18 protein-coding genes and 1 tRNA gene are annotated in these 18,607 nt (G+C 69.6%); 1 reads left to right on the top strand and 18 read right to left on the bottom strand.

Going from position 1 to position 18,607, the window contains the following annotated elements; translation table 11 throughout:
* Positions 1-288 precede the first annotated feature (288 nt).
* Positions 289-585 (top strand): hypothetical protein, encoded by a 297-nt coding sequence (locus tag OCJ37_RS05575; protein ID WP_179566524.1) that lies wholly within the window; start codon positions 289-291, stop codon positions 583-585.
* A gap of 134 nt (positions 586-719) precedes the next feature.
* On the opposite strand, the gene OCJ37_RS05570 is transcribed toward OCJ37_RS05575, so the two are convergent.
* The 18 genes from OCJ37_RS05570 to OCJ37_RS05485 form a co-directional block, all read right to left on the bottom strand.
* Positions 720-795, bottom strand: a tRNA-Lys gene (locus OCJ37_RS05570).
* A 63-nt stretch (positions 796-858) separates the two neighbouring features.
* Positions 859-1,524 (bottom strand): 7-cyano-7-deazaguanine synthase QueC, encoded by a 666-nt coding sequence (queC, locus tag OCJ37_RS05565; protein ID WP_263112689.1) that lies wholly within the window; start codon positions 1,522-1,524, stop codon positions 859-861.
* A 114-nt stretch (positions 1,525-1,638) separates the two neighbouring features.
* Positions 1,639-2,316, bottom strand: coding sequence for a 7-carboxy-7-deazaguanine synthase QueE (gene queE / locus OCJ37_RS05560; protein ID WP_263112688.1), 678 nt, complete (start codon positions 2,314-2,316; stop codon positions 1,639-1,641).
* A gap of 46 nt (positions 2,317-2,362) precedes the next feature.
* Positions 2,363-3,175 (bottom strand): tol-pal system protein YbgF, encoded by an 813-nt coding sequence (ybgF, locus tag OCJ37_RS05555; protein WP_263112687.1) that lies wholly within the window; start codon positions 3,173-3,175, stop codon positions 2,363-2,365.
* A 3-nt stretch (positions 3,176-3,178) separates the two neighbouring features.
* Entirely contained in the window at positions 3,179-3,697 is a 519-nt protein-coding gene (gene pal / locus OCJ37_RS05550) for a peptidoglycan-associated lipoprotein Pal (RefSeq protein WP_263112686.1), read from the bottom strand.
* Positions 3,698-3,768: 71 nt separating this feature from the next.
* On the bottom strand, positions 3,769-5,088 hold the full coding sequence (gene tolB / locus OCJ37_RS05545) for a Tol-Pal system beta propeller repeat protein TolB (protein ID WP_263112685.1): 1,320 nt from the start codon (positions 5,086-5,088) through the stop codon (positions 3,769-3,771).
* A gap of 215 nt (positions 5,089-5,303) precedes the next feature.
* Positions 5,304-6,305, bottom strand: coding sequence for a cell envelope integrity protein TolA (gene tolA / locus OCJ37_RS05540; protein ID WP_263112684.1), 1,002 nt, complete (start codon positions 6,303-6,305; stop codon positions 5,304-5,306).
* Positions 6,295-6,732: a protein TolR gene (tolR, locus tag OCJ37_RS05535; RefSeq protein WP_263112683.1), complete on the bottom strand. Its 438-nt coding sequence runs from the start codon at positions 6,730-6,732 to the stop codon at positions 6,295-6,297. Before tolR ends, tolA begins: the two co-directional genes overlap by 11 nt.
* Before the next feature lie 40 nt (positions 6,733-6,772).
* Positions 6,773-7,549: a protein TolQ gene (tolQ, locus tag OCJ37_RS05530; RefSeq protein ID WP_263112682.1), complete on the bottom strand. Its 777-nt coding sequence runs from the start codon at positions 7,547-7,549 to the stop codon at positions 6,773-6,775.
* Positions 7,546-8,046: a tol-pal system-associated acyl-CoA thioesterase gene (gene ybgC, locus OCJ37_RS05525; RefSeq protein ID WP_263112681.1), complete on the bottom strand. Its 501-nt coding sequence runs from the start codon at positions 8,044-8,046 to the stop codon at positions 7,546-7,548. The genes tolQ and ybgC overlap by 4 nt, the downstream gene beginning before the upstream one ends.
* Positions 8,043-9,077, bottom strand: coding sequence for a Holliday junction branch migration DNA helicase RuvB (gene ruvB, locus OCJ37_RS05520; protein ID WP_263112680.1), 1,035 nt, complete (start codon positions 9,075-9,077; stop codon positions 8,043-8,045). Before ruvB ends, ybgC begins: the two co-directional genes overlap by 4 nt.
* 131 nt (positions 9,078-9,208) lie before the next feature.
* Positions 9,209-11,128 carry a potassium transporter Kup gene (locus tag OCJ37_RS05515; RefSeq protein ID WP_263112679.1) on the bottom strand — a complete coding sequence of 640 codons (1,920 nt, stop codon included), beginning with the start codon at positions 11,126-11,128 and terminating at the stop codon, positions 9,209-9,211.
* A 52-nt stretch (positions 11,129-11,180) separates the two neighbouring features.
* On the bottom strand, positions 11,181-11,765 hold the full coding sequence (gene ruvA / locus OCJ37_RS05510; RefSeq protein ID WP_263112678.1) for a Holliday junction branch migration protein RuvA: 585 nt from the start codon (positions 11,763-11,765) through the stop codon (positions 11,181-11,183).
* A 124-nt stretch (positions 11,766-11,889) separates the two neighbouring features.
* Positions 11,890-12,402: a crossover junction endodeoxyribonuclease RuvC gene (gene ruvC / locus OCJ37_RS05505; RefSeq protein ID WP_263113597.1), complete on the bottom strand. Its 513-nt coding sequence runs from the start codon at positions 12,400-12,402 to the stop codon at positions 11,890-11,892.
* Positions 12,403-12,583: 181 nt separating this feature from the next.
* The gene (locus OCJ37_RS05500) at positions 12,584-13,315 is read right to left on the bottom strand and encodes a YebC/PmpR family DNA-binding transcriptional regulator (protein ID WP_263112677.1); all 732 of its coding nucleotides are present in this window, start codon (positions 13,313-13,315) and stop codon (positions 12,584-12,586) included.
* A gap of 37 nt (positions 13,316-13,352) precedes the next feature.
* Positions 13,353-14,000, bottom strand: a complete 648-nt coding sequence (locus OCJ37_RS05495) for an alpha/beta hydrolase (RefSeq protein WP_263112676.1) — start codon at positions 13,998-14,000, stop codon at positions 13,353-13,355.
* A gap of 63 nt (positions 14,001-14,063) precedes the next feature.
* Positions 14,064-15,194, bottom strand: coding sequence for an efflux RND transporter periplasmic adaptor subunit (locus OCJ37_RS05490; RefSeq protein WP_263112675.1), 1,131 nt, complete (start codon positions 15,192-15,194; stop codon positions 14,064-14,066).
* Positions 15,191-18,391, bottom strand: coding sequence for an efflux RND transporter permease subunit (locus tag OCJ37_RS05485; RefSeq protein ID WP_263112674.1), 3,201 nt, complete (start codon positions 18,389-18,391; stop codon positions 15,191-15,193). The genes OCJ37_RS05490 and OCJ37_RS05485 overlap by 4 nt, the downstream gene beginning before the upstream one ends.
* Between the last annotated feature and the right edge of the window lie 216 nt (positions 18,392-18,607).

Genomic DNA, 18,607 nt, shown 5'->3' with positions numbered 1-18,607 from the left:
GCAGCACGGCAGGCGCCGGTTCGCTGCGGCAGGCGCCATGCGTTCCCACGTGGTCGACCGCCCACGTCGCCAAGCTTCATAGCGCCTGCAAGTGCAGCGCGCGGGACAGGTGGCTGGCGCCCATGCCGGGAGTGAAGATCGGCAGCTCCCTTCCGATCCGTCGCGGGGCACGCGCCCCTTTCCGGCCCGGACGATTCTCATCAGGTGAGACCTGCCAGTGGAAGGATGCATGGCCCGCCGCTTGCGCGGCCGCGAACCCCCGCCCTTGTTTTTCATATGGAGAAACGTATGCCGGCAATCATCATCGGGACGCAGATGGAGAGGGGCCTCACCAAATGGCGGCACGGTTTCTCCGTCCCCGAAGAAGGGCCAGCCGACAGGCTGTTGGTGATCGAGTTCCATGGAGACCCATGGGAGATACCGGGATTCAAGGGCGATGTCCTGGACGTCGCCGAGTTGCGCGCGGCCTGCCCGCTCGCAGCGCAGGACTGGATCCCTTTGCAGGGCAACCTGAAATGCAAGGCTCAACTCGGTGTGCCAGCGCGGATCTCCATTCCGCTCAGCCAAGCGGCGAACCCGCGTTGAGATCGGGCCGCCCCAGGCCCACGAGCCCACTGTCGGGCCGACTTCGACGCACGCAGCATGGGCACCAACCAGCACCGGCAGACCGTACAGGGCCGCGCCAATGGCGTTGGATGGCTGCACATCAGTGGACTGAATGGTGGGCCGTGATGGATTCGAACCATCGACCAAAAGATTAAAAGTCTTCTGCTCTACCGACTGAGCTAACGGCCCAAAACAATGCCCCGGCGTTGCGCCGGGGTGCGTATTCTACCCCACCCCCGCGTCAACGCGAAATCAGGCGTAGCGGGTCGGGTCGGCCACGCCGGCATCGGCGAAACCGGCCGCGCGCAGGCGGCAGGCGTCGCAGTGGCCGCAGGCGCGGCCGTCGGCATCGGCGCGGTAGCAGGACACGGTCAGGCCAAAATCCACGCCCAGGCGCACGCCTTCGCGCACGATGTCGGCCTTGCTCATGCGCTGCAGCGGCGCATGCACGCGCAGGCCTGCGCCCTCCACGCCGGCCTTGGTCGCCAGGTTGGCCAGGGTCTGGAACGCGTCGATGAACTCCGGACGGCAATCGGGATAGCCGGAGTAGTCCACCGCGTTGACGCCGCAGAAGATGTCCGCCGCACCCAGCACTTCGGCCCAGCCCAGCGCCACCGACAGCATGATGGTGTTGCGCGCCGGCACGTAGGTGACCGGAATGCCCGCGCCGCCCGCGTCCGGCACCTCGATGTCGTCGGTCAGCGCGGAGCCGCCGATGCTGCGCAGGTCGACGTTGACGGTCTTGTGCGCCACCGCGCCGAGCGCGGCGGCCACGCGCGTGGCCGCATCCAGTTCGGACGTATGCCGCTGCCCATAGCTGACGCTCAGCGCATGCACGGCATAGCCCTGCTCGCGGGCGATGGCGACGACGACGGCGGAATCCATGCCACCGGAGAGTAGGACGACGGCGTTTTTCATTGAAGGGCCAAGATTGGGGATTGGAGATTGGGGATTCGCAAAAGCTACAGCACGCGATCGGACATCGGAGGGAGTTCTACGAATCCCCAATCTCCAATCCCCAATCCCGGCTTCTCAACGGCCCGGCTCGTCGTTCCACAGCAGCTTGTGCAGCTGCATCTGGAAGCGGACCGGCAGGCGGTCGGCGACGATCCAGTCGGCCAGGTCGCGCGGGGCCAGTTCGCTCTTGCTCGGCGAGAACCACACCGTGCAGCGCTCGTGCAGGCGGTGCTCGGCGACGATCGCGCGCGCCCATTCGTAGTCGGCGCGGCCGCACAGCACGAACTTGATCTGGTCGCGCGCGGTCAGCAGCGGCAGGTTGTCCCAGCGGTTGCGGTGCGCTTCCTGCGAGGCCGGGGTCTTGATGTCGAGCACCCGCGACACGCGCGGGTCCACCTCGGCGATGTCGAGCGCGCCGGAGGTCTCCAGCGACACATCGTAGCCGGCGTCGCACAGTTGCTCGAGCAGGCGCAGGCAGCGCTTCTGCGCCAGCGGCTCGCCGCCGGTCACGCAGACATGGCGCACGCCGTGGCGCGCCACCTCGGCCAGGATCGCGTCGATGTCCCACCACTGCCCGCCGTGGAAGGCGTAGGCGGTGTCGCAGTAGCTGCAGCGCAGCGGGCAGCCGGTCAGGCGCACGAACACGGTCGGCCAGCCGGCGCTGTCAGCCTCGCCCTGCAGCGACAGGAAGATCTCCGTCAGCTTCAGGCGCGGCAGCGGGCTTTGGACGATATCGCTGGGAACGGCGGCCATGGCGGGAAAAGGATGCCCCGCGACGATGGCGGCAGCGTTGGGGGGCTCAGCGCAGTTGCTGGCCGATGCGGATCGACTGCAGGCGGTCCTGCGCGGTGCGCGCGGCATCCGAGCCTGGATACTGGCTGATCACCTGCTGCAGGGTCTGCTCGGCTTCCTGCGCATGGCCTTCGCCGTACTGCGACAGGCCCAGCTTGAGCAGGGCGCCGGACGCCTTGTCGTGGGTCGGATAGCGGCCGATCAGGTCGCGGAACTGCGCCTCGGCCAGCGGGAAATTCTTGGTGGCGTAATAGCTCTCGCCCAGCCAGTACAAGGCATTGGGGGCGTAGACGCCGTTCGGGTACAGCTCGAGAAAGCTCTGGAACAGGTTCGCCGAGTCGGCGTACTTGCCGGCCTTCAGCGCGTCGAAGGCGACGTTGTAGCTGGTGCGCTCGTCGCCGGTGGCGCTGAGCGTGCCGGCATCGCCATGCACCGACGGCGGCCGCTCGGAAACGGCGGCGGCCGGCTTGGCAGACGGTGCGGAAGCGGCCGGTGCGGCTCCGCCGGCCGGCGGCAACGGAGGCATGGCGCCACCCTCGAGCCGGTTCAGGCGGCCGTCCAGGTCCAGGTACTGGTCCTTGGCGCGCTGCTTGAGTTGTTCGTTGTCGTGCTGCAATTGCTCGATCGTGGCTTCCAGCGACTGCATCTGCGTCCGCAGCTGGTTGAGCTGGTTCAGCATGTCGGTGTTGGCCTGGGTGTTCATCGCCTGCTGTTCGAGCACGGTCACGCGGTCGGCCAGGCTGGCGCGTTGCGCATGAGCCGGCGCGGCGGCCACGAGGGCCGCCGCGACGATCATCGATGTGAGGACACCGATACGCATCTATTACTGAGCCGTGTAGACGATCTCGACGCGGCGGTTCTGCGACCAGCAGGACTCGCCCGACTCGGTGCAGACCGGACGCTCTTCGCCGTAGCTGACGACGGTCAGCTGGGCAGCCGAACCGCCGGCAGCCTGCAGCGCCGAAGACACGGCGTTGCCACGACGCTCGCCCAGGCCCATGTTGTACTCGCGCGAACCGCGCTCGTCGGCATTGCCCTGCAGGGTGATGCGCGAGGACGGACGGTCACGCAGGTACTTGGCGTGGCAGGCCATGATCGCCTGGAATTCCGGCTTCAGCGAATCCTGGTCCAGATCGAAGTAGACCACGCGCTGGCGCAGGCAGGCATCGGTGTCCAGGTCGCCCGGGCCGTACAGGCCGGAGGTCGACGGGCCGGTCGGGGTGGTGGAGCCGGTGGTACCGGTGGTGTCGGTCGGGGGAACTTCCTTGACCTTCTTGGAGCAGCCGGCCAGAGCTGCGACGGACAACAGCGAAACAAGCAGAACGCGGGTGGTCTTGTTCATGGGGATACCTTTGTGGCTCCTGAGCCGATGAGGGGTTCAACGCAGCGAAATATTAACATCAAACTTACATGTCAACGCGCGGTCCGATACGGCGACCACGACGGCTCGCGCACGTCGCCGTCGGCCAGGACCAGGCGCTGGCGCACGCGGGCATCGGCCGAAACCGCGTAAAGCACCCCGCGCCCGCCCTCGCGAGCGGCGTACAGGACCATGCTGGCGTTGGGCGCGAAGCTTGGCGACTCGTCCAGCGAGCCCGTAGACAAAGTGCTCCAGCGCGGCGAACCCAGGCTGCGGTCCATCATCGCGATCTTGTAGGTGTTGCCGCTGCCCTGGGCGACGGCGATCTTGTTGCCGTCGAAGGACACGCTGGCGGTGGCGTTGTAGTTGCCCTGGAAGGTCACCCGGTTGGCGCTGCCGCCGGTCGCCGCCACCTGGTAGATCTGCGGGCGGCCGCCGCGGTCGGAGGTGAAGTAGATGGAGCCGCCGTCCGGCGCCCAGGTCGGCTCGGTGTCGATGCCGAAGTGGTTGGTCAGCTGGGTCAGCTGCTTGCTGCCCAGGTCCATCACGTAGATCTCCGGGTTGCCGCTGCGCGACAGCGCCAGGGCCAGCTTGCGGCCGTCCGGCGAGAACGCCGGGGCGCCGTTGATGCCGCGGAAGCTGGACACCAGCTGGCGCGCGCCGGTGGCGATGTCCTGGATGTAGATCGAGGAGTTGCCGCGCTCGAAGCTCACGTAGGCCAGCTTCTTGCCGTCCGGGCTCCAGTTCGGCGAGAGCAGCGGCTCGGCCGAGCGCACGATGGTCTGCGGGTTGTAGCCGTCCGAGTCGGCGACCATCAGCGCATAGCGCATCGCCCCGCCCTTGCCGCTGGCGGTGACGTAGGCGATGCGGGTCCAGAACGCGCCGCGCACGCCGGTGATCTTCTCGTAGATGGCATCGGCCATCTGGTGCGCCACGTCGCGCATGGCGCTGGCGCGGGCGGTCATCGCCAGGCCGAGCAGGCGCTCGCCCTTGGCCACGTCGAACAGTTCGTACTCGACCCGGTAGGCGCCCTCGCCCGCGTCCACGACCCGGCCGGCGACCAGGTAGTCCTGCTTCAGCGCGCGCCAGGTGGCGTACTGGACTTCGCTGCCGCGGGTCGGGCGCTCGACGATCTGCGCTTCGGGCAGGTTGCGGAACTGGCCGGAACGGTCCAGGTCGGCGCGGACCACCGCGGCCACGTCGGTGGACGGCGCGGCGGCCGAGCCCTGGTAGGGCATCGGCACGACGGTGATCGGGGTCGCCGACGCGTTGCCGCCGACGATGTCGATTTCCAGGCCCCTGTCCTGCGCGGACGCGGCCAAGGGGAGCAACAGGGCAGTCAGGACGGCTAGCCAGCGCGGCAGTTTCTTCATGGGTCGCTCAGCAGTACTCGGGAAGGCGCAAGAGATAGCAATGCGCGGGTGAACGTATTCGCAATCATGAACACCGGCATGTGAAGCCGGCGGCAGGACGCGCCGGATTATCGCCTATCGCGCCGCCGCCCGGGAGTTCGCCAGGCCCGGAACCGGCTTTCGGGAACCGGGACAAGGCAGCAAAACCTCGCCCCCTCCAATCCCCAATCCCGGCCTTACCGGTCCTGCGCAGTGAAGTTGAAGGTCAGCTCGCGCGCGAACACCGGCTCGAAGCCGCGGTACGGCAACGGCTGCGCGCGCAGCACCGCGGCCTCGATCGAGCGGCGCCCGGCCTCGTCGTAGGGGCAGTCGGGGCTGACCTTGGCCTCCATCACCGTGCCGCCGGGGATCTGCTTGATCGAGATCTTGCACTTCTGCCCCAGCGGCACCGAATCCGGGCGCACCCACTGGCTCAGCACCGCCTGCTGGATCGCCGCGGCGTACTTGGCCGACAGGTCGGTGTTGGTGCCGTTCTGCCCGGGCGCGGCCTGCGGCGTGGACGCGGCGGTGGCCGAGGCCTGCTTGGCGCGCACGTCGGCCAGCTGGCGCAGCTTCTGCTCGGCCAGCTTGGCCTCGCGCTCGGCCTGCTCGCGCTGCTTGCGGATCTCGGCGATCTTCTTCTGCCGCTCCTCTTCCTGCTGCGCGGCCAGGCGCTGCTTCTGCTCGGCCTCCTGCTGGCGCTTCTGCTCGGTCAGGTCGACCTGCTCCTGGCGGCGCTTGGCTTCCTGCTCCTGCTTTTCCTTTTCCTGCGAGATCGCCGTGCGCGAGGCGCGGTCCTGGTCGACCTTGTCCGGCACCGGGATGAAGTCCTGGGCCTTCTGCTGCTGCTCGGTCGGCGCCTGCTGCGGCTTGGGCACGGGCACCGGCTGCGGCGGCGGCACCGTGTCTTCCTCGGCGACCTCCTTGACCGGTTCGGGCAGCGGCTCGGGCAACGGCTTGGGCGCGTCCTGCACCGCCTTCTGCGCCGAGCGCACGTCCGCGGCCGAGACCACCAGCGAGGCCTCGACCATCGGCGAACCGGCCGCCGGCTCCACCTCGCGCACCGGCGACCACCACCAGGCGAGGAAGAACAGCAGCGCGAGCAGCACGTGCACGCCCACCGCCAGGGCGATGCCGTACATCAGGCCGTCGCTGTCGCCCTGGGCCAGATGCGGTCGGGAATCGGCTTCAGCGTGCATTGGTACCGGGCTGGCTCATCAGGCCCACCTTGGGAACGCCGGCCTGCTGCAGCATGACCATGGTGTCCATGACCAGCTGGTAGTTGGAACTGCCCGGCGCGGCGACGAACACCGGCACGTCCTTGTTCTGGCCGACGAAGGCCTGGATCTTGGCCTTGAGCTCCGGCGCGCCGATCTTCTCCGGCTTGCCGTCCTGCAGGGTCAGCGTGTAGCGGCCCTCCGCGTCGACGGTGACGATGACCGGATCCTTCTTGCTTTCCACCGAACGCGCGGTGGAATCGGGCAGGTCCACGTCCACGCTCAGGCTGAGCAGCGGCGCGGTGACCATGAAGATGATCAGCAGCACCAGCATCACGTCGATGTACGGCACGACGTTGATCTCGGACTTGAGCTTGCGGCGCTTGCGGCGGGAAATGGCGGCAGTCATGCGGGAATCCTGGGATCGGGGGCGGAGCGCGCGGCGGCGCTCAGTCGCCGCTGGCCTGGCGCTGCAGGATGGAGCTGAACTCTTCGGAGAAGGTCTCGAAGCGGACGGCCATGCGCTCGACCCGGGTGGTGAAGCGGTTGTACGCCCACACCGCCGGGATCGCCACGAACAGGCCGATGGCGGTGGCGAACAGCGCCTCGGAGATGCCCGGCGCGACCGCGGCGATGCCCGCCTGCTGGCCGCTGTTGATCATGTCGTGCATGGTCACCATGATGCCGAACACGGTGCCGACCAGGCCCACGTAGGGCGCGGTGGAGCCGATGTTGGCGAGCAGTTCCAGGTTGCGCTCCAGGCGGTCCACCTCGCGCGCATAGGTCGCCCGCATCGCCCGCTGCGCGCCTTCCAGCTGGATGCGCGCATCGAGCTTGCGCTTGTCGCGCAGGCGGGTGAACTCGCGGAAGCCGGCCTCGAAGATCGCCTCCAGCCCGCCGACCACGCGGTTGCGGTCGGCCGCGCCGGCGTAGAGCTTGGTCAGGTCGGTGCCGGACCAGAAGCGGTTCTCGAACTCGTCGGCGTCGCGGTTGGCCTGCTTGAACACCCGCGCCTTGCGGAAAATGATCACCCAGCTGATCAGCGAGCCGAGCAGCAGCAGCAGCACGATCACCTTGACCGGCAGGCTGGCCTTGAGCATCAGGTCCAGGTAGTTGATGCCGCCGTGGGCGGCCGTGTTGGCGACGGCCTGCGCGGCGGTCTGGGTCACGTCCTGCGGCAGCGCCTCCACCACCGTGTCCTGCAGGGCCAGGAGCAATGCGATCATCCGTCGTTCCTCAGTAATTCTGCTTCAGTGATTTCGAGAACTTTCAATGCGTCGTACAGCGCGTCGTCCATGCCGCGCGGGCGGAAGCTGCCGGCGCCCAGCGCCGCCACCCGCACCTGCGCGCGCAACAGCAACTCGCCGTCGCGGTGGATCGACTGCGCGAACACCAGGCTGGCGCGCTTGCATTGCGACAGCGCGGCGCCGACCTGCAGCGTATCGTCGAGGCGGGCCGGGCGCAGGAAGTCGAGCTGCATCGCGCGCACCGCGAACACCAGATCGTGCTGCAGGCGCAGGCGCTCCTGTCCATAGCCCAGCGCACGCAACCATTCCGTGCGCGCCCGCTCCAGAAAGGCGACGTAGCGCGCATGGTAGACCACCCCACCGGCGTCGGTATCTTCCCAGTAGATGCGTGTCGGCCAACTGAATAGCTGCCGGGATTGGGGATTCGGGATTGGGGATTCGCCGAGCGAAGGCGTGTCCTGGTGGCTCGCAGTCAAAACAGCGCTCCCGAATCCCCGATCCCCAATCCCGAATCCCGCTTGGGCTGAAGGCCCAAGTGCAGATACGCCTTGTTGGTCGCCATGCGCCCGCGCGCGCTGCGGACCAGGTAGCCCTGCTGGATCAGGTACGGCTCGACCACGTCTTCCAGGGTCCCGCGCTCCTCCGACAGCGAGGCGGCCAGCGACTCGACCCCGACCGGGCCGCCGTCGAAGTACTCGATGATGGTGCGCAGCAGGCGCCGGTCGAGCTCGTCGAAGCCTTCCGGGTCGACCTTGAGCATCTGCATCGCCGCCTGCGCGACGGCCAGGTCGATGTGCCCGCCGGCGCGCACCTGGGCGAAGTCGCGGACCCGGCGCAGCAGCCGGTTGGCGATGCGCGGGGTGCCGCGCGCGCGCCGCGCGATCTCCGCGCAGCCGTCGGCGTCGCAGGCGATGCCGAGGATGCCGGCGGAACGGCGCACGATCTTGCCCAGCTCCTCCGGGGTGTAGAACTCCAGGCGCTGCACGATGCCGAAGCGGTCGCGCAGCGGCGCGGTCAGCAGCCCGGCCCGGGTGGTGGCGCCGATCAGGGTGAACGGCGGCAGGTCGATCTTGATCGAGCGCGCGGCCGGGCCCTCGCCGATCATGATGTCGATCTGGAAGTCTTCCATCGCCGGGTACAGCACTTCCTCGACCACCGGCGACAGGCGGTGGATCTCGTCCACGAACAGCACGTCGTGCGGCTGCAGGTTGGTCAGCAGCGCCGCCAGGTCGCCGGCCTTCTCGATCACCGGGCCGGAGGTCACCCGCAGGTTGACCCCCAGCTCGTTGGCGATGACGTGGCTGAGCGTGGTCTTGCCCAGCCCCGGCGGGCCGAAGATCAGCACATGGTCCATCGCCTCGCCGCGCGCCTTGGCCGCCTCGATGTAGATCGACAGCTGCTCGCGCACCGGCTGCTGGCCGAGGTAGTCGGCCAGCCGCTTGGGTCGGATGCTGGCCTCGACCGCGTCGTCTTCGCGGGTGGCGCTGCTGGCGATGATGCGGTCCATGGGAGCCGGGATTGGGGAGTCGGGATTCGGGATGGGTAACGCAATAGTATCGGCTGCGGGATGGCTTCGGCGCTACGGCCTTGACCAATCCCGACTCCCCGACTCCCCAATCCCGGCCGCCGCAGGCGGCCTCAGATCTCCACCTGCGCCCCCAGCTCCACCAGCCGGTTGCCGGGGATGCGGAAGAAGCCGGTGGCCGGGGCGGCGTTGCGGTGCATGACCGCGAACAGCTTGTCGCGCCAGATCGGCATGCCGCGGTTGGCGCTGGCGACGATGGTCTCGCGGCTGGCGAAATAGGTGGTGTCCATCGGGTCGAAGTAGATCCCGCCCTGGTCGCAGGAGCGCATCAGCGCCAGCGGCACGTCGGGGGTCTCCATGAAGCCGAAGCGCACGATCACGCGGTAGAACTCGTCGCCGATGGCGTCCATCTTCAGCCGCTGCCGGGCCGAGGCGTACGGCACCGGCAGGGTCTCCACGGTCAGGAACACGTTGCGCTCGTGCAGCACCTTGTTGTGCTTGAGGTTGTGCATCAGCGCGTGCGGCACCACGGTCGCGTCGGCGGTCAGGAACACCGCCGTGCCCGGCACGCGCACCGGCGGCGCCAGCATCAGCCCGGGCAGGAAGCTGTCGATCTGGATGCCGTCCTTGCGGATCTCCTCGCGCAGCAGCTCGCGGCCGCGGCGCCAGGTGCGCATCATGGTGAACATCACGATGCCCAGCGCCACCGGGAACCAGGCGCCCTGCAGCAGCTTGGCGCCATTGGCGATCAGGAACGCGGCGTCGATGACGAAGAACACCACGCACAGCGGCAGCACCCAGTTGCGCCAGCGCGGCCACAGCGCGCGCGCCACCAGCGCCAGCAGCAGGGTGTCGATCAGCATCGTCGCCGACACCGAGATGCCGTAGGCCACCGCCAGGTTGGTGGAGCTGCGGAAGATCAGCACCAGCGCGATCACCATCACCATCAGCAGCCAGTTGATGCCGGGGATGTAGATCTGGCCGATGGTGTCGTGCGAGGTGTGCTTGATCAGCATGCGCGGGATGTAGCCCAGCTGCATCGCCTGGCGCGCGATCGAGAACGCGCCGGTGATCACCGCCTGCGAGGCGATCACCGCCGCCAGCGTGGCCAGCACGATCATCGGGTACAGCGCCCAGCCGGGCACCGCCTCGAAGAACGGGTTCTTCAGCGCCGACGGGTGCTTGAGCACCAGCGCGCCCTGCCCCAGGTAGTTCAGCACCAGGCACGGCAGCACGAAGAAGTACCAGGCGTGGCGGATCGGGCGCGCGCCGAAGTGGCCCATGTCCGCGTACAGCGCCTCGCCGCCGGTCACCGCCAGCACCACCGCGCCGAGGATCCACACCCCGTGCCAGCCGTGTTCCAGGAAGAAGCGGATCGCCCACCACGGGTTGAACGCCTTCAGCACTTCCGGCGCGTCGACGATGTTCCAGATGCCGATCGCCGCCAGCGACAGGAACCACAGGCAGGTGATCGGGCCGAACACCTTGCCGACCTTCTCGGTGCCGAAGCGCTGGCCCAGGAACAGGATCACCAGCACCATCACGGTGATCGGCACGATGAAGGCGTGCAGGCCCGGCGCGGCCACTTCCAGGCCCTCGACCGCGCCCAGCACCGAGATCGCCGGGGTGATCACCCCGTCGCCGAAGAACAGCGAGGCGCCGAAGATGCCGAGGATGCCGACCACGTAGGCCGAGCGCGAGCCCTTGCGCATGGTGCGCTGGGTCAGCGCCATCAGCGCCATGATCCCGCCCTCGCCCTCGTTGTCGGCGCGCATGATGATGGTGACGTACTTCAGCGTCACCACGATCATCAGCGACCAGAACGCCAGCGACAGCACCCCGAGCACGGTGTCGTGGTCGCTGTTCAGGCCGTAGTGCGGCGAGAACGCCTCCTTCAGCGTGTACAGCGGGCTGGTGCCGATGTCGCCGAACACCACGCCGATGGCGCCGATGATCAGCGCGAAGCCGGCCTTGCCATGCGCGGCATCGGCCGAATGGCCGGAGCCGGGGGATGGAACGGGAGAGGAGGACATGAGGGGATCAGGGTAGCGCCGCAAGGCGTGAAGAAAGGGGTACGGCGCCGGGTCAGCGCAACGCGGCCTGCAGGGCCTTGCGGATCACGGTGGCGACCTCGTCGCCGTCGGCGGCGGCGTCGCGCGCCATCTTCGCCGCCTCGGCGGGCTTGTAGCCGAGCTGCTGCAGCGCCACGGTGGCCTCGGATACCGCATCGGTGCCGAGCTGGCCGGTGACCGGCGCGCCGCCGCTGAAGTCCGCGGCGCGGTCGCGCAGTTCCACCACCATGCGCTCGGCGGTCTTCTTGCCGATGCCGGGGATGCGGGTCAGCGCGGCGACGTCGGCGCTGGTGATCAGCCGCGCGAACTCGTCCACGCTGACCCCCGACAGCACCGCCAGCGCGATCTTGGCGCCGATGCCGGTGACCCGCTGCACGTCGCGGAACAGGCGCCGCTCGCCCTCGCGCAGGAAGCCGTACAGCGACACGCTGTCCTCCTTCTGCGCGTAGTGGGTGAACAGGATCACGTCGCGGCCGACGTCGGGCAGGTCGTAGAAGGTGCTCATCGGCGCCTCCAGCTCATAGCCGACCCCGCCCACGTCGATCACCAGCCACGGCGGCTGCTTGTAGGCGAGGATCCCGCGCAGGCGCCCGATCATTGGGCGCCTCGGGCGAGGCGCCGGGACTGGGGACTGGGGAATGGGGAATGGGGAAAGCGGGTGCCCGCCCCACCGCTTCTGCCTTTCCCATTCCCGATTCCCGAATCCCGAATCCCGGCCTTTGTCATTTCCTGCTCCACGCCTGTTGCGTACTGACGCCCAGGCGCTGCGCGGTCGCGCGCACGTGGGCATGGGTGATGGCGACCGCCAGTGCGTCGGCGGCGTCGGCCTGCAGCTTGCCGGTCAGGCTCAGCATCAGGCCGACCATATGTTGCACCTGCTGCTTCTCGGCCGCACCCTTGCCGACGATCGCCAGCTTGATCTCCTTGGCCGCGTACTCGTGCACCGGCAGCTCGCGCAGCACCACCGCGCAGATCGCCGCGCCGCGCGCGTGGCCGAGCTTGAGCGCCGCGTCGGCGCTCTTGCCCATGAACACCCGCTCGATCGCCACTTCCTGCGGCTGGTATTGCTCGATCAGCGCACCCAGCCCGTGCAGCAGGCGCTTGAGCCGCTGCGAGAAGTCGCCCTCGCCGAGCAGCAGCAGCGGCGCGTGGTGGACATGGGTGGTGCGGCCGGCGGCATCGACGTCGATGATGCCCACGCCGGTGCGCTGCGAGCCTGGGTCGATGCCGAGGATGCGGACTTTGCCGGGACCCGGGACCCGGGGCTCGGGACTCGAAGGACTGGCCGAGCGGCGGGCGTGAGCGGGTACGGCCCCGGGCGCCGACGATCTATCCGCCGCCGCCGACTCGCCGTTCCGGTTCCCGAGTCCCGAGTCCCGGGTCCCGGCGACGTCCCGCGTCCCGGGCATCGCCATCTCAGCCGCCACTCAACGCGGACTGGTCGGCATTCGAATAGACCGCCTGCACGTCGTCCAGGTCTTCCAGCATGTCCAGCAGCTTGCGCACCTGCAGCGCGGTGTCGCCTTCCACGGCGATGTCGTTGTCGGCGCGGAAGCTGATCTCGGCATGGTCGGCGGCCAGGCCGGCGGCCTGCATCGCGTCCTTGACCGCCTGGAACGCCTCCGGCGAGGTCAGCACGTCGATCGCGCCGTCCTCCGGGTAGACCACGATGTCGTCGGCGCCGGCCTCGATCGCCGCCTCGGTGATCTTCTCCTCGTCGGCGCCGGCGGCGAAGCTGAGCACGCCCAGGCGCTTGAACATGAACGCCACCGAGCCTTCGGTACCCAGGTTGCCGCCGCACTTGCTGAAGGCGTGGCGCACGTCGGCCACGGTGCGCACGCGGTTGTCGGTCAGGCAGTCGACGATCACCGCCACCCCGCCCGGGGCGTAGCCCTCGTAGCGGATCTCCTCGTATTCCACCCCTTCCAGCTCGCCGGTGGCCTTCTTGATCGCGCGTTCGATCACGTCCTTGGACATGTTCGAGGCCAGGCCCTTGTCCATCGCCACGCGCAGGCGCGGGTTGTTGGACGGGTCGCCGCCGCCGGCGCGCGCGGCCACGCCGATCTCGCGGATGATCTTGGTGAAAATCTTGCCGCGCTTCGCATCGGATGCGTTCTTGCGGGCTTCGATCGAGGGGCCTCTACCCATGGGGTTACCGGTCTTGCTTGGATGACAGGCGCGGATTCTACCCGATTGGCCGCGGCGCCCCTCTCGGGACCGTCCCGACATCGAAGCGTCCCTCGCGCAGGAACCCCGCCAGCCGCCGCGCCACTTCCGCGGAGAACGCCAGCCCGGTATGGCTGGCATCCACCACGCAATGGTCGGCCAATCCCGGCAGCCGGGTCTCCGCCAGCGCGACCGTGCCGTCGGATTCGCCCAGTTCGGCGAACAGCCGTCCCAGGCCGGCGGCGCGGCGGCCGGCGATCATCCCGACCGCGGCGTTTCCGGTCCATGGCGCGACGCCTTCGCGCAGCAACGCGCGGCTCCGCCCCAGCATCCAGGCGCGGCCGCGGTGTCCGCACAGGGCGCGCGCGGCCGCGCTGCCCAGCAGCGGGCTGCCGAGACAGACGACCTTCTCCACTCCGGGTGCGCCACGCCGCGCCGCTTCCAGCGCGACCAGCCCGCCGAGGCTGTGGCCGACCAGTGCGACCGGCCGACCGCCCAGGCGGCCGAGATAGCGCACCAGCGCCTGCACCGCGGCGTCCGGCCCGGCCATGGTCCCGTAGTAGCCGAACAGGTCCGCCTCGAAGCCCTCGCACCGCAGGCGCCTCGCCAGCGGCAGCAGCCACCAGGCAGGGTTCCAGATTCCGTGCAGCAACACGACCGATGGCATGCGACCGTCCTCGGAGCGGGTCCCCAGGCTACGGCGCCCGGCCTGAACGCGGCGCGGACGCGCCTACCGCGCCTGCGGCCGCCCGCGCACCCGCATTCCGTCCGCCAGCAGCGCGTTGGGCGCCAGCACCACCGAGTCGCCTGCGGCGACGCCGGACAGCACCTCGATCTCGTTGCCGAGATTGCGGCCCAGGCTGACCTGGGCGAAACGCACCTGGCCGTCGCCGGTCACCCTCGCCACCTTGGCCGTCGCACCGTCCTGCATCACCGCGGCCAGCGGCAGCACCACCGCCGGCACAGTGCGCGGGACGCTCAGGCGCACCTGGCCGACCATGCCGGCCGGGATGCGGTTGCCCGGATTGGGCAGCCGCAGTTCCACCCGCATGCCGCCGACCTCCTCGGAAATGCGGTGCGCGGTGCGCACCACCTCCGCGTCGAACTGCTCGTCCGGCAACTCCGGGAACGTGACCTGCGCGCGCAAGCCCGGCCGCACCTGCAGCGCCGCGCTCTGCGGGACGTCCGCCGCGACCCGCAACGGATCGAGCGCATCGACGCGGAACATCGGCACCGTCGCCGAGGCGGTATCGCCCACCACGCGGTCGCCGACGTCGACGTTGCGCGCGCTGACCACGCCGTCGAACGGCGCGCGCACGCTGGCGAAGCCCTGTCGTTCGCGCGCGCTGGCCAGCTGCGCGTGCGCCGCGTCGCGCGCCGCCCGGGCGGCATCGCGTGCGCCGAGGCGACTGCTGTAGTCCTCGCGCGAGATCAGCTGGGTGCGCAGCATCGCCGCGGCGCGTTCGTAGTTGCCGCTGGCCAGGATCAGGCCGGCCTCGGCCTGTGCCAGGTCGGCCTGCGCCTGGCGCACCGCCTGGTCGATCTCGGGGGCGGCGATGGTCGCCAGCAACTGGCCGGCGTGGACGTGATCGCCGATGTCCGCCAGTCGCGTACCGACCAGGCCGGTGGCGCGCGCGAACACCTGCGCGCTCTGCCCGGCCTGAGCGCGCGCCGGCAGCACCAGCGCAGCGTCGGCCGCGGCCGCGCGCGCCTGTACCAGCGACACCTCGGGCACCGCGTCGGACGCGGGCACGGCGCGACCGTTGTCGCATCCGGTCGCCAGCAGGCAGGCGGCCATCAGCAATGGCGTGGCGAACGCCGCGGACGGAACCGGGCGGAACAACAGGTGGCGGACGTTCATCGAATGGCTCCTTCGCCGCCGGCCGGCAAGCCGGCGGCGGTGGTTGCGGCCGCGGCGACGCGGCGGTTGTGGCGGCGGCCAAGCACGGCCAGGATCGAGGGCACCAGCAGCAGCGTGGCGGGCGTACCGAACAGCAGGCCGCCGATCACGGCGCGGCCGAGCGGAGCGTTCTGCTCGCCGCCCTCGCCCAGCCCCAGCGCCATCGGCACGATGCCGAGCACCATCGCGCTGGCGGTCATCAGCACCGGCCGCAGGCGCACCGCCGCGGCCTCGTAGGCGGCCTGTTCGGGATCGTGGCCGCCGGCGATCAGGTTGCGCGCGAAGCTGGTCACCAGCACGCTGTTGGCGGTGGACACGCCGATCACCATCATCACGCCCATCAGCGCCGGCACGCTGAGCGCAGTACCGGTGACGAACAGCGCCACCGCCGCGCCGGCGATGGCCAGCGGCAGCCCGGACATCGCCACCAGCGGCTGGACCCAGGACTGGAAGTTCACCACCAGCACCAGGAACACCAGCACCGCCGCCATCAGCAGGCCGGAGCCCAATTCGGCGTAGGCGTTCTGCATCTCGCCGGCCTGGCCGACGATCTCGATGCGGTTGCCCGGCTTGAGCCGCGGCCGCATCTGCTCGGTCAGCCCGCCCAGGGCGGAGTACACCGAGCCGAGGTCGCGTCCCTGCACGTTGGCGATGACGCTGACGGTGGGCGCCATCATCACCCGGCCGACGCTGGCCGGCACCGCGCGCGGGGTCACGCTGGCGATGTTGCGGAGCAGGACGGTGCCGTTCGCGCCGATGCGCAGCGGCGTGTTGAGCAGGGCGTCGATGCCGGCCAGGTCCGAGGGCAGCACCTGCAACTGCACCGTATAGGAAGTGGCGCTGGCCTGATCGACCCAGTACACCGGGGTCACGGTGCCGGACGAACCGAGCACCGCCAGCACCGCGCGGCTGGCGTCCTGGGCGCTGATGCCGAGCTGCGCGGCGCGGGTGCGATCGATGGCGATGTGGTACTCGGGCAGGTCGAGCACCTGCCGCACCATCACGTCGGTGGCACCGGGAATCCGCTGCAGCTGCGGCACCAGCTCGCGCGCCAGCGCCAGGTTGCCGGCGGCATCGCGGCCGTTGAAGCGCACCTCCAGCGCGCCCACCGCCGAACCGGCCAGGGTGCGGCCGGTCGCGTCAGGGGGACGCTCGAACACGCGCACGTCGGGGAAGCGCTCGGCAATGCGCTCGCGGATCGCCTTCAGGTAGCCGGAGGTCGGCGCGTGCGGCGTGCGCAGCTGCAGCATCAGCTCGGCCTCGAACGCGCCGACCACCGCGCTGTCCACCCAGGCCAGGTTGACGGCGTCGGGAATGCCGATCTGCTCGTAGACCGTCTGCAGTTCGTCGGCGGGGATGACCTGGCGGATCTCGCGTTGGATCTGCGCCAGCCGCTGCGCGGTCTGCTCCAGCCGCGTGCCGGACGGCAGCCGCACCTGCAGGCGCAACTGTCCGGCGTCGACCTGCGGGAAGTACTCGCGCCCCAGCAGCGCGGCGCTGCCCGCCCCCAACGCCAGCAGCACGAACGCTGCCAGCACCAGCACGCCGCCATGGTGGCCGAGCCGGTACAACAGCGCGTGGTGGCGCTCCCGCAGCCGCTCCAGCGCGTGTTCCATGCGGTGGTGCAGGTGCAGCAGCGCGCGCTCGGCGGCCCAGCGCGGCTGCTCGCGGCTGCGGATATCGGCCGGCAGCAGCAGATAGCACAGCACCGGGATCAGCGTGCGCGACAGCAGGAACGAGGCCAGCATCGCGAAGATCACCGCCAGCGCCAGCGGGGTGAACACCCAGGCCGACAGGCCGGTCATCAGCAGGATCGGGGTCAGCACGATGCAGATCGACACCGTGGAGACGAATTCCGGGAACACCACCTCGCCGGCGCTGTCCAGGATCGCGGTGCGTACGTCTTTGCCCATCGCGATGTGGCGGTTGGTGTTCTCAACGTCGACCACCGCGTTGTCGACCAGGATGCCGATGGCCAGCGCCAGCCCGCCCAGCGTCATCACGTTGAAGGTGTAGCCGAGCAGGTACAGCGCAGTCACCGAGGCCAGCAGCGCCAGCGGGATCGCCGAGAGCACGATCAGGCTCGAGCGCCACGAACCGACGAACACCAGCACCACCGCCGCGACCAGCAGGCCGACCAGGATCGCCTCGTGGCGGATCGAACCGATCGCGTTGTCGACGAATACCGACTGGTCGAAGATCGGTTCGATACGCGTGCCCGGCGGCGCCGAGGCGGCGATCTCCGGCAGGCGCTCGCGCACCTGGCGCACGATCTCCACCGCCGACGCGCCGCCCATCTTGATCAGCGCCACCGACACTGCGCTGGCGCCGTCCATGCGCGCAATGTTGGTCTGCAGCGCGCCGCCGTCGCGCACGCTGGCCACGTCGCGCACGTAGATCACGTTGCCGCCGCGGCTGGCGATCGGCAGGTCGAGGAAGCCGGCGGCGCTTTCCGGGCTGGTCTCCAGCGAGATCTGCATCTCGCGCGCGCCCTCGCGGATCGTGCCGGAAGGCAGCGTCGGGCTGCCGCGCTCCAGCGCGCCGGTCACCTCCTGCGGGGTCAGGCCATAGGTCTGCAGCGCCTCCGGATCCAGGTCGACCATGACCTGGCGCGCCGCGCCGCCGTACGGCAGGCTCATGCGGATGCCGGGGATCGACTGGATCTGCGAGCGCAGCTGCAGGCGGGCGTAGTCGTACAGCTGCGCCTCGCTCATCGAATCGGACGACAGCACCAGCTGCAGCACCGGCGTGCTGGACAGGTTGCTGCGCACCACCAGCGGCGGCGAGGTGCCCGGCGGCATGCGCCGCAGGATGGTCTGCGAGACCGCGGTCATCTGCGCCAGCGCGCGCTCCAGGTTGACCCCCGGCTGGAAGTCGGCGCGCACGATGCCGATGCCGTTCAGGCTCTCCGAGCGTACTTCCTTGAGATCGTCGACGTTGTTGAGCACCGAGATCTCGGAGAACGAGGTCAGCTTGGCCGCCATCTCCGCCGCCGGCAGGCCGGCGTAGGTCCAGATCAGGTTGACCGAGGGAATGCCGACCTCGGGCAGGATGTCGGTGGGCATGCGCCGCGCCGACTGGATCCCGAACAGCAGGATCAGGATGGCGAGCACGCCAACGGTGTAGCGGCGCGAAAGCGCGTACTGGACGATCCACATGCGGACGGCTCCATGGGGGACTGGGGCGAGCGGTTCGCGGACATCGATAGTGCGCGTCGCACGGCCATTGCCACAAGCAGGCCGGGCGGGACACTGCCGTGCGGCGGCCACAACAGACTCTCCGAAATGCCCGTGCCGGCGCTTGCCCGTTACTGCCGCAAGATTGCCGGATCCTGTACGTCGGTCCCACCGGCACGGCCCGTCTCCGGTACTCTT

It is taken from the genome of Xanthomonas sp. AM6 (assembly GCF_025665335.1).
Classification (GTDB): domain Bacteria; phylum Pseudomonadota; class Gammaproteobacteria; order Xanthomonadales; family Xanthomonadaceae; genus Xanthomonas_A.
This window is presented reverse-complemented; position numbering and strand designations above follow the sequence as displayed.